The organism is Streptomyces griseofuscus (assembly GCF_014673495.1).
Lineage (GTDB): Bacteria > Actinomycetota > Actinomycetes > Streptomycetales > Streptomycetaceae > Streptomyces > Streptomyces murinus.
In genome coordinates, this window is the sequence record NZ_CP051006.1 from 2926150 (window position 1) to 2937081 (window position 10932).

Annotated in this window: 12 protein-coding genes and 2 riboswitches; of the genes, 6 read left to right on the forward strand and 6 right to left on the reverse strand. The window is 70.4% G+C overall.

Translation table 11 applies throughout. The features are described 5' to 3' along the window. Window positions 1-11: 11 nt before the first annotated feature. The 4 genes from HEP81_RS12750 to HEP81_RS12765 form a co-directional block, all read right to left on the reverse strand. Entirely contained in the window at window positions 12-1010 is a 999-nt protein-coding gene (locus HEP81_RS12750; RefSeq protein WP_037657188.1) for an ABC transporter permease, read from the reverse strand. Window positions 1011-1307: 297 nt separating this feature from the next. Then, window positions 1308-2117 (reverse strand): enhanced serine sensitivity protein SseB C-terminal domain-containing protein, encoded by an 810-nt coding sequence (locus tag HEP81_RS12755; RefSeq protein ID WP_037657185.1) that lies wholly within the window; start codon window positions 2115-2117, stop codon window positions 1308-1310. Window positions 2118-2212: 95 nt separating this feature from the next. Continuing rightward, entirely contained in the window at window positions 2213-2998 is a 786-nt protein-coding gene (locus HEP81_RS12760; RefSeq protein ID WP_037657183.1) for an enhanced serine sensitivity protein SseB, read from the reverse strand. A gap of 42 nt (window positions 2999-3040) precedes the next feature. After that, window positions 3041-3730, reverse strand: a complete 690-nt coding sequence (locus tag HEP81_RS12765; protein WP_037657307.1) for an AAA family ATPase — start codon at window positions 3728-3730, stop codon at window positions 3041-3043. A 178-nt stretch (window positions 3731-3908) separates the two neighbouring features. Beyond that, a riboswitch (glycine riboswitch) is annotated at window positions 3909-4006 on the forward strand. Then, window positions 4007-4119: riboswitch (glycine riboswitch) on the forward strand. Between the two features lie 44 nt (window positions 4120-4163). Here HEP81_RS12765 and gcvT point away from each other — a divergent pair. The 6 genes from gcvT (at window position 4164) to HEP81_RS12795 (ending at window position 9685) form a co-directional block, all read left to right on the forward strand. Beyond that, on the forward strand, window positions 4164-5282 hold the full coding sequence (gcvT, locus tag HEP81_RS12770) for a glycine cleavage system aminomethyltransferase GcvT (protein ID WP_037657182.1): 1119 nt from the start codon (window positions 4164-4166) through the stop codon (window positions 5280-5282). 130 nt (window positions 5283-5412) lie between these two features. Next, entirely contained in the window at window positions 5413-5790 is a 378-nt protein-coding gene (gene gcvH / locus HEP81_RS12775) for a glycine cleavage system protein GcvH (protein ID WP_037657181.1), read from the forward strand. A gap of 14 nt (window positions 5791-5804) precedes the next feature. After that, complete coding sequence (glyA, locus tag HEP81_RS12780) at window positions 5805-7070, forward strand: serine hydroxymethyltransferase (RefSeq protein WP_037657179.1); 1266 nt, start codon at window positions 5805-5807, stop codon at window positions 7068-7070. Window positions 7071-7125: 55 nt separating this feature from the next. Next, window positions 7126-8493, forward strand: a complete 1368-nt coding sequence (locus HEP81_RS12785; protein ID WP_037657177.1) for an L-serine ammonia-lyase — start codon at window positions 7126-7128, stop codon at window positions 8491-8493. A 53-nt stretch (window positions 8494-8546) separates the two neighbouring features. Continuing rightward, window positions 8547-9152, forward strand: coding sequence for a GNAT family N-acetyltransferase (locus HEP81_RS12790; RefSeq protein WP_063755242.1), 606 nt, complete (start codon window positions 8547-8549; stop codon window positions 9150-9152). Next, a complete protein-coding gene (locus HEP81_RS12795) occupies window positions 9131-9685 on the forward strand; it encodes a GH25 family lysozyme (RefSeq protein ID WP_037657175.1) in 555 nt (184 codons plus the stop codon). Before HEP81_RS12790 ends, HEP81_RS12795 begins: the two co-directional genes overlap by 22 nt. A gap of 51 nt (window positions 9686-9736) precedes the next feature. On the opposite strand, the gene HEP81_RS12800 is transcribed toward HEP81_RS12795, so the two are convergent. Both HEP81_RS12800 and HEP81_RS12805 read right to left on the reverse strand, forming a co-directional pair. Next, entirely contained in the window at window positions 9737-9949 is a 213-nt protein-coding gene (locus HEP81_RS12800; RefSeq protein WP_037657174.1) for an EF-hand domain-containing protein, read from the reverse strand. Window positions 9950-10009: 60 nt separating this feature from the next. Beyond that, the gene (locus tag HEP81_RS12805; RefSeq protein WP_037657172.1) at window positions 10010-10921 is read right to left on the reverse strand and encodes a helix-turn-helix domain-containing protein; all 912 of its coding nucleotides are present in this window, start codon (window positions 10919-10921) and stop codon (window positions 10010-10012) included. Between the last annotated feature and the right edge of the window lie 11 nt (window positions 10922-10932).

Below are 10932 nucleotides of genomic sequence, written 5' to 3' on the forward strand. Positions count from 1 at the left end.
TCTCTGGCTGCCTAGCGGCTGCGCGGGTCGAGAGCGTCGCGGAGACCGTCGCCGAGCAGGTTGAACGCGAGGACGGTGATGAAGATGGCGAGGCCGGGCACGATCATGTACTGGGGATCGACCTGGTAGTAGGTGACCGCTTCGCGGAGCATGCCGCCCCAGGAGGCCTGCGGGGGCTGGATGCCCACACCGAGGAAGCTCAGGGAGGCCTCGAAGAGGATGTTGGTCGGGATGAGCAGCGTCGAGTAGACGATGATCGGGCCGACCAGGTTCGGCATCAGCTCGCGGAAGAGGATGTACGGGGCCTTGGCACCCATACCGCGGGCCGCGTCGACGAACTCGCGCTCGCGCAGGGCCAGGGTCTGGCCGCGCACGATCCGGCCCAGATAGGGCCAGTTGAAGAAGCCGATCACGAAGATGAGCACGCTGAGGTGAAGCGGCAGACCGTTCAGTCCGAAGGCGCCGCCCTGGAGCGTTGCGGAGATCGCGATGGCGAACAGCAGCAACGGGAAGGCGAGGAAGGTGTCCATCAGCCGGCTGATGATCGAGTCGACGCGGCCGCCGTAGTAACCCGCGATCACGCCCATGATCGCGCCGATCACATTGGACAGGATCGTGGCACCGAAGGCGACGACCAGCGAGACCCAGGAGCCCTCCAGGATGCGGGTGGCGATGTCCCGGCCGAACTTGGGGTCCACACCGAGCGGGTGGTCCAGGCTCATGCCGCCCATGCCGCCCTTGGGCAGCGAGGTGTCGGGGACGATCAGGTCCTGGTGGAAGGCGTTGGGGTCGAGGCCGAAGGCGGCCTGAAGGGGGCGCGAGAGGATGGCCAGCAGGATCAGCAGGATCACGATGACGCCGCCGGCCACGGCGACTCTGTCCCGCTTGAAGCGGGTCCAGGCGATCTGGCCCAGGGAACGACCCTCGATCTGCCCCTTGTCGGCTCCCGCGAGCACAGCCTCAGGCTGCGCCTCGGCTGCCGCCCCGGTGGTCTCGATCGGTGCGGTCACGATGTGCGACCCCTCTCGCCGGTGGTGACCGGCCTGCGCTGCCGCGGTTTGCGGCTTTGTCGACTTGCAAGCGAACACGAGTTCTTACGCCTCGTGGTCTGAGTGGGGAGTCTTCAGCGTCCTTGCGATCACTCGCCAGAGCTGACGGTGAAAGTATGCGCAACCGTGATGCACTGCGGAGGATTCCGTTATCCGGACAGTGGGTAACGGCTCCCGGACACGGGCCAGTTGGGACACAACGCCGTAATGCCGCGGTTCGGGAGGTAGGGCCGGAACGGCGCCGGAAGCGGCAGAACCTCAGTAACCGCCGTGCACCGGCGGATAGCCGTAGCCCGGCGCGGGGGCCTGGAGTTGGGGTGCCGGGCGGCCGGCGGGGGCGGCGTGGGCCTCGCGGTCGTAGAACGGCCGGGCATGGGCGCGCATCCACATCACGACCGGGTCATGGTCGTCGGTCAGCGCGACCGTGGAGACGGGCAGGCCCTCGGGGACGGCGCCGACGGAGCGCTGCATCATCGCGCGCACCGAGTCGACCGCGGCGGGCGAGGTCTCGTACAGGTCCAGACCGATGGCGAGGTACGGCGCCCCGAGCGCGGGCTGCACCCAGGCGCGGCGCAGCGAGCGCAGGGCGGGGGTGCGGTGGGCGTGCTGTGCGATCAGGGCGTAGAACTGCGGGATCTCGATGCCGGGTTCGGTCAGCCGCAGCGGGCCCGCGGGCTGCCGGTCCAGGCCGGTGGCGATGCGGCGCAGGTCCAGCCAGGGGATGCCGACGCCGCCGCCGGGGGCGTGCGGGTTGAGCCAGAGACCGTAGTGGTCGGGGTAGAGGGTGCGGGCGACGTCCAGACCGTCGACCACTTCGTACGAGCGGTTCCAGCCGCTGGCGGACAGCTCCTGGGCGGAGGTGACGCACGGCGCGTAATGGCAGCCGTCGACCTCCATGTCCCCGTACTGGGCGTCCGGGGAGCCGGCCTGGCCGTGCCACAGCAGCATCCAGATCTGGCCGGCGGAGGGGGTGGCGAGGGCGCGGAGAAGGGCCTCGTAGGCGTCGTAGCGTCCGGGCGTGACGTGGCGGAGCGTGTGTTCGACGCTTCCGCTGTGGGTGGCGCTCACCTTGTCATGCCCTTCTTCTCCCTCGTGCCCCGCGTATGAAGACAGCTTATGCGCCGATGGGCACGCGGCCCGTTGTCCGTTCGCCCAGGCCGCGGCTAGCGGATGTAGAAGGGGCGGACGCTTGACTTGAGCCATTCGGCCACCGGGTCGTCCGTCACGTCCAGCAGGATCAGGTTGACCGGCCAGGCGGTCGGGACCCGGCCGAGGGCGCGGCCCAGGGCCTCCAGGGGCAGGGCGCGGAAGTCGCCCTCCCACTGGGAGAGTTCCACGCCGACGAACATGACCGGGTCGGCGTTCTCGATCGCGGCCAGGCAGCGGCGGGCGGTGACGACCACGCCGGTCGCGGCGAACTCGGCGGAGGCGGCGGAGAGGAAGTCGACCGGGTCGTCCTGCCAGTCGGGCTCGAACAGCCGGACCCGGCCGCCGGTGGCGGGGCCGTCCAGCGGGGTGCGTCCGGCGCGGCACAGCTCGGCGACGGCCTCCGGCGGGAGCGGGATGCCGACGGTGCCGCCGGGGTTCACCGCGATGCCCGCCTGCGGGGGCAGACCGCGGGCGAACTCCACGGCCGGGGCGACGGTGTACGCCATGGGCGAGCCGACGGCCTGGCGGAACTGCTCCTCGGAGCTGAACACCGGGACGAACGCCTGGCCGTCGATGTCCAGGGTGGGCAGGTCCAGCGGGCCGCTGTCGGGACCGCCGCCGGACGGCAGCGGCACAAGGACGAAGCTGCGGCCGAGGACCTCGATGATCCGGCCGCCCGCCGCGGGTATGCCGAGGGAGGCCGAGAGCACCTCCTCCAGCTCATTGCCGGGCCACCCGCCGTGCGGGTGGGGGTGCGCCTGTGCCGGGAAGTCCGCGGGAATGTCCGCCGGGAAGTCCATCTGCCTACCGCCTGCCGGGAACCACTGTTGTGACCATGAAGGCTAACGGGTACCGGTGACAGAGCCGTACTCCGTGAACACGATCCGCTGTACGGCGTCCGCCGCGGGCCGGTCGAGCAGCACCGCGGAGCCGCAGCCCGCGGGCACCTCGCCCCGCCCGACCGCCCGCAGCAGCCGGGCCGTCGTACGCCGGTGGCGGCCGAAGGCGCGGCGGGAGACGGTGCGGCCGCGTTCGCGCTGGCCCGCTCGGGCCGTTTCCTCGGGCACGTCCAGCAGGAGCAGATGCAGGGTGGCGCCGGAGCGGCGGGCCGCGCGGGCCAGCCAGGCGCGCACCCAGGGCTGGGTGCCGCAGTCGTGCACCACCAGGGCCGCCCCCGCGCGCAGGGCGCGGCGCAGCGCCCGGTAGTGCGCGGCGCGCACCAGGGGGCGGTAGAGGGCGTACGGCAGGAGGCGGGGCAGGCGGGCGGCGAAGCGGGCCCGGGTGTCCTGGGAGTCGACGCGGCGGGCGGTGACCGCGCGGCGCATCAGCGTGGACTTGCCGCTGCCGGGCAGGCCGGTGAGCACCACGATGTCGCGGGGGCCGAAGCGGAGGGTGTCCGGGCCCGGGGCGGCCCGGTCGCGCAGGTCGAGCACGGGGGGCGCGGGAGGCGTGGGGCGGGCGGCCACCCGCTCGCGGGCCGCGGGGCTTCTCGGCGCCGGGATACGGGCCGCCTGCGCCATGGTCCTGTTCACCGTGATCGTCCTCCCCTTGTGGTTCGTCATCTCCATGCCCGGTGGAAGTAAAGGGAAGGTAATGTCCGGTGTGCCGCGGGCGGGTGCGCGTACCGCCACAGCTCGGTTACGGATGCGGCCCCTGACGGGCGGGGGCCCGACGTGCAATGATGTGCGCGCCAACTGCATACCGGCCGTTTGAATCCGCGCGGGAGAGTCCCCAGCAGGCTTCGCTGGGGCGCCGAAGGAGCAAGTCCCTCCCTTGAATCTCTCAGGCCCCGTTACCGCGCGGGCGAGGCACATCTGAAAAGCGGGCCGCCATGACGGCTGCCCCACCCAAGGTGCAAACCGTGGTCGCCTCCGTGGCGGTCCCGGCGAACCTCTCAGGTTCCGATGACAGATGGGGAGGAACGTTCCTCGCCCCATCCCTGTTGCCCTGGGAGACGACCGACCGATGAGCAGTACCGAACTCCGACACACCGCGCTGGACGCCGTGCACCGCTCGCTCGGTGCGACGATGACCGACTTCGCGGGCTGGGACATGCCCCTGCGCTACGGCTCCGAGCGCGACGAGCACGTGGCCGTGCGGACCAAGGCGGGCCTGTTCGACCTCTCCCACATGGGCGAGATCACGGTCACCGGCCCCGAGGCCGCCGACTTCCTGAACCTGGCCCTGGTCGGCAACATCGCCTCCGTCGGCGTCGGCCGCGCCCGCTACACGATGATCGTGCGGGCCGACGGCGGCATCCTGGACGACCTGATCGTCTACCGGCTCGCCGAGACCGAGTACATGGTCGTCGCCAACGCCTCCAACGCCCAGGTGGTCCTGGACGCGCTGGTGGAGCGCTCCGGCGGTCTCGACGTCGAGGTGCGCGACGACCGGGACGCCTACGCCCTGCTCGCGATCCAGGGCCCGGCCTCCCCCGGCATCCTGAAGTCCCTCACCGACGCCGACCTGGACGGTCTGAAGTACTACGCGGGCCTGCCCGGCACCGTGGCCGGCGTCCCCGCGCTGATCGCCCGCACCGGCTACACCGGCGAGGACGGCTTCGAGCTGTTCGTGAAGCCCGAGCACGCCGTCGAGCTGTGGCAGGCGCTGACCGAGGCCGGCGAGGGCGCAGGCCTGGTGCCCTGCGGCCTGTCCTGCCGCGACACGCTGCGCCTGGAGGCGGGCATGCCGCTGTACGGGCACGAGCTGAACACCTCGCTGACCCCCTTCGACGCCGGGCTCGGCCGGGTGGTCAAGTTCGAGAAGGAGGGCGACTTCGTGGGGCGCGCCGCGCTCGTCGAGGCCGCCGAGCGTGCCGCGCAGAACCCCCCGCGGGTGCTGGTCGGCCTGATCGCCGAGGGTCGTCGGGTCCCGCGCGCCGGGTACCCGGTCGTCGCCGGCGGCAAGGTCATCGGCGAGGTCACCTCGGGCGCCCCCTCCCCCACCCTGGGCAAGCCGATCGCCATGGCCTATGTCGACGCGGCGCACGCCGCGCCCGGCACCGAGGGCGTCGGCGTGGACATCCGCGGTACGCACGAGCCCTACGAGGTCGTCGCGCTGCCGTTCTACAAGCGCCAGAAGTAGACAGCGAGCCCGGTTACGCCCCCGCCCCCGACGGGCGGGCACGTGACCCTGCGCACATTCGCCCGCCCACCGGCGGTCACCAGCGTCCTACCGTCATCAGCACTCCCGCGCGTACAGGAGAATTCAGGCCATGAGCAACCCCCAGCAGCTGCGCTACAGCAAGGAGCACGAGTGGCTGTCGGCCGCCGACAACGGCGTCTCGACGGTCGGCATCACCGAGTTCGCGGCCAACGCGCTCGGCGATGTGGTCTACGCCCAGCTCCCCGAGGTCGGCTCCACCGTCGAGGCGGGCGAGACCTGCGGTGAGCTGGAGTCCACCAAGTCGGTCTCCGACCTGTACTCCCCGGTCACCGGCGAGGTCACCGCGATCAACGAGAACGTCGTCGACGACCCCTCGCTGGTGAACTCCGAGCCCTTCGAGGGCGGCTGGCTGTTCAAGGTACGTGTCGCGGGTGAGCCGGCCGACCTGCTCTCCGCCGCCGAGTACGACGCCCACATCGCCGGCTGAGGAGTCGTAGCCGTATGACTGTTCTGAACACGCCCCTGCACGAGCTGGACCCGGAGATCGCCGCCGCGGTCGACGCCGAGCTGCTCCGCCAGCAGTCCACGCTGGAGATGATCGCGTCCGAGAACTTCGCGCCGCTCGCGGTGATGGAGGCCCAGGGCTCGGTCCTCACCAACAAGTACGCCGAGGGCTACCCGGGCCGCCGCTACTACGGCGGCTGTGAGCACGTCGACGTGGCCGAGCAGATCGCCATCGACCGGATCAAGGAGCTGTTCGGCGCCGAGTACGCCAACGTCCAGCCCCACTCCGGCGCCTCCGCCAACCAGGCGGCCCTGTTCGCGCTGGCCCAGCCCGGGGACACCATCCTCGGCCTGGACCTGGCGCACGGCGGCCACCTGACCCACGGCATGCGGCTGAACTTCTCCGGGAAGCAGTTCAACGTGGTCGCGTACCACGTGGACGAGGAGAGCGGCCTGGTCGACATGGCCGAGGTCGAGCGGCTCGCCAAGGAGCACCGCCCCAAGGTCATCATCGCGGGCTGGTCGGCGTACCCCCGCGAGCTGGACTTCGCCGCGTTCCGCCGGATCGCCGACGAGGTCGAGGCGTACCTGTGGGTCGACATGGCGCACTTCGCCGGCCTGGTCGCCGCCGGACTGCACCCGAACCCGGTCGAGCACGCGGACGTGGTCACCTCCACGACGCACAAGACCCTGGGCGGCCCGCGCGGCGGCATCATCCTCGCGAAGAAGGAGTTCGCGAAGAAGCTGAACTCGTCCGTCTTCCCGGGCTTCCAGGGCGGTCCCCTGGAGCACGTGATCGCGGCGAAGGCGGTGTCCTTCAAGGTCGCGGCCTCCGAGGGCTTCAAGGAGCGCCAGCGCCGTACGGTGGAGGGTGCCCGTATCCTCGCCGAGCGGCTGACGGCCGAGGACGCCCGCGCCGCCGGGGTCAATGTGCTCTCCGGTGGTACGGACGTGCATCTGATCCTGGTCGACCTGCGCGCCTCCGAGCTGGACGGCCAGCAGGCCGAGGACCGGCTGCACGAGGTCGGCATCACGGTCAACCGCAACGCGGTCCCGAACGACCCGCGTCCCCCGATGGTCACCTCGGGCCTGCGGATCGGCACGCCCGCGCTCGCGACCCGCGGCTTCACGGCCGAGGACTTCGCCGAGGTCGCGGACGTGATCGCTGAGGCGCTGAAGCCGTCCTACGACGCAGAGTCGCTGAAGGCACGGGTCAAGGCCCTGGCCGACAAGCACCCGCTGTACCCGGGTCTGTCCAAGTAATTCCCCGGTGGGGCACTCACCGTCGAGTGCCCCACCACTGCCCCAAGGAGTGACCGTGGCCATCTCGGTCTTCGACCTGTTCTCGATCGGCATCGGCCCGTCCAGCTCCCACACGGTCGGCCCGATGCGCGCGGCGCGCATGTTCGCGCACCGGCTGCGCAACGAGGAACTGCTGGCCTCGGTCGCCTCCCTGCGCTGCGAGCTGTACGGCTCGCTCGGCGCGACCGGACACGGCCACGGCACCCCCAAGGCGGTGCTGCTCGGCCTGGAGGGTGCCTCCCCGCGCACGGTCGACGTGGAATCCGCCGACGAGCGGGTGGAGTCGATCAAGAAGTCGGGCCGTCTCTCGCTCCTCGGCGAGCACGAGATCGCCTTCGCCTTCGACGACGACCTGGTGCTGCACCGCCGCAAGGCCCTGCCGTACCACGCCAACGGCATGACGATATGGGCGTACGACGCCTCGGGCGCGGAGCTGCTCAGCAAGACGTACTACTCGGTCGGCGGCGGCTTCGTCGTGGACGAGGACGCGGTCGGCGCGGACCGGATCGTGCTGGACGACACGGTCCTGAAGTACCCCTTCCGCACGGGCGACGAGCTGCTGCGCCTGACCAAGGAGACCGGCCTGTCGATCTCCTCCCTGATGCTGGAGAACGAGCGGGCCTGGCGCACCGAGGACGAGATCCGCGAGGGCCTGCTGGAGATCTGGCGGGTGATGCGGGCGTGCGTGCAGCGCGGTCTGACCCGTGAGGGCATCCTGCCGGGCGGGCTCAAGGTCCGCCGCCGGGCGGCCGTCTCCGCGCGCCAGCTGCGGGCCGAGGGCGAGCCGCTCGCGCGGGCGATGGAGTGGATCACGCTCTACGCGATGGCGGTGAACGAGGAGAACGCGGCCGGCGGCCGGGTGGTGACCGCCCCGACGAACGGCGCGGCCGGCATCATCCCCGCGGTGCTGCACTACTACATCAACTTCGTGCCGGGCGCGGACGAGGACGGTGTGGTCCGCTTCCTGCTGTCCGCGGGCGCGATCGGCATGCTCTTCAAGGAGAACGCCTCCATCTCCGGCGCCGAGGTCGGCTGCCAGGGCGAGGTCGGCTCCGCCTGCTCCATGGCGGCGGGCGCGCTCGCCGAGGTGCTGGGCGGCACCCCCGAACAGGTGGAGAACGCGGCCGAGATCGGCATGGAGCACAACCTGGGCCTGACCTGCGACCCGGTCGGCGGTCTCGTCCAGATCCCGTGCATCGAGCGCAACGGCATGGCCGCGGTGAAGGCGGTCACGGCGGCCAAGATGGCGATGCGCGGCGACGGTTCGCACATGGTCTCCCTCGACAAGGTCATCAAGACCATGAAGGAGACCGGCGCGGACATGTCCGTGAAGTACAAGGAGACGGCGCGGGGCGGGCTCGCGGTGAACATCATCGAGTGCTGAGCTTTACGTGATCGCACATTTACTTGATCGGTCCGCGGAACAATCATGGTTCCATGGACCGACCGAGTCAGCTCATCGAGTGCGGGGAATTCGTCCTCCGGCGTTTACGGGGGCAGCGTGATTTCGTTCAACTGTTCACGTTGATAGAGCAATCCCGGGATCATCTGCGGCCGTGGATGCCGTGGGCCGACGGCCATGACGAGCAAAGCACCCGGGAACTGCTGGCGAGTTCCGAGACGAAGTGGGAGAGCGGCGAGCTCTACAACTATGTCGTCGCCGAGAACGGCGAGCTCATCGGCATGTGCCAGGCGTATCGCGCCGAGCCCAGGGGATGCCGGCTGGGGTACTGGCTGCACCCCTGCGCCCTGGGGCGGGGCATCGCCACGAGGGCGACGGCGGCGCTGGCGAAGGAGATGTTCGCGCTGGCGGACGTGGGGTACCTGGAGATCGCGCACGACGTGGCGAACGCCCCCAGTCGCGCCGTTCCGCGCCGGTTGGGCTTCACCGAGCTCCGGCGTGAGCAGGCGCCACCGCCGGCGGCTCCGTCCGGCTGCGGAATCGATCTGATCTGGCGACTGAATCGCCCCGCGACCGGGGGCACGTTTCCGGGGGGCCGTGCGGGGGGCACAAACTCTGCATGCTCCACGGCATCGACGTAAGTTCGTTCCAGTCCACGTCATATGACACGGACGGGCTCTCTTTCGTCTTCATGAAGGCGACCGAGGGCCGTTCGTATGTGAACCCCCGCCTCACCGCGCAGACCAAGACCGGCCGCGACGCCGGACTGGTCGTGGGTTTCTATCACTTCCTGTGGCCGGGCAACCTCACCGCCCAGGCCGACTACTTCCTCCAGCACACCCCCGAACGCGCCGGCGACATCCTGGCCGTCGACTGGGAATCCACGAGCGACGGCACGCACGCCAGCAACGCGGACAAGGACAGCTTCATCCGCAAACTGAAACAACTGCGGCCGCACAACAAGGTCGTGCTCTACACCAACAGAGACTTCTGGCTGAACATCGACCGCACCTCGTACGCGGGCGACGGTCTCTGGATCGCCGACTACGTCACCGCGGGCAAGCCCCGCATCAAGGCCAAATGGCTTTTCCACCAATACGCGAGCCAGCCTCACGACAAGGACCTGGCCGACTTCGCCTCCGAGGCGGCGCTCAAGGAGTGGGCGGGCGGCTGAGGTGCGCAGGGGTGCCCGCTTCCGGAGGACGGGGCACCCCTGCCGACCGTTTCACTTGTTCAGGTAGGTCCAGAACTCGTCGAAGGACAGGACCTGGTCGCCGTTGAGGTCACGGGATTTGATGATGGCTTCGGCGACCGTGTCGGTGACGTTCCAGTCGCCTCCCTGGGCCAGGGCGGACTTGAATTCGGCGGCGGTGATGAACCCGTCGCCGTCCACGTCGATCCGCTGGAATTCCTTGCGTGCTTCCTCGATGTCCGCCACCGATCCGCCCCTTTTGCTCGTGTTTCGTGTGCCCATGCAGGCGTACTGACGCTGGTCAGATTAGCTGTCCGTGCGGGCGCGCAGTGCGGCGACCACCCAGGCGAAGTCCTCGGCGTGCGGCGAGGCGGGGGCGCGGTTGACGACGGCGATGAGTTCGCGGTACCGGGCGACCCGTTCGTTGAAGCCGGCCGCCATGCGCTCCAGGACGTCCGCGCGCGGGGCGTCACCGAACAGTTCACGCAGGACGGGCTCCGCGTCCGGTGACTCCGGGGTGATGCCGCGCTCGCGGGCCGGGGCCACCAGCTCCACCAGCCGCTTGGCGAACCAGAGCGAACGGCCGCGTGCCTCCCCCGGTGTCCCGTCCGCCGAGTTGAGCTCCATCGCCCGGCGCATCTGCGCGCGGAACTCCGGGTCCTGGAGCATCTCCGCCAACTCCACCCACGCGTCCACCTCTTCCGGGGTCGGGTCCGCCGCCAGGTCGACCGTGGTGGCGCGCAGCCGCTCCCGCACCTCGGGATCCACGGCGTCGAGCCCCTGGAGGGCCTCCGTCACGAACTCCGCCATGATCCGCTGCCGTTCGGCCGCCGACAGCCGGGCCAGTTTGTTCATCAGGGTCGTCTCCTTCGCGGTCGAGTCATGCCGTGCGACCGACGACAGCACCGCACGGGTCACCTTCAGCGAGCTGATCTGCGCGTCCAGCGCGGCCACATGCGTCGCCGCGACCTGTGCCACGGTCCGCTCTCCCGCCAGCACCTGTCGCACGTCGTCCAGGCCGACCCCCAGTTCGCGCAGGGTCCGGATCAGCTCCAGGCGGGCGACGCCCTCGGCGTCGTACAGCCGGTAGCCGCCCGCGGAGCGGGCCACCGGGGTGAGCACGCCCTCGTCCGACCAGTAGCGGATGGTGCGCACGGTCAGTCCGGTGGCCCGTGCCAGCTCGCCGATGGTGAGAAGTCCGGTGCCGTCGTCGTTCATGTCTGGGAGTC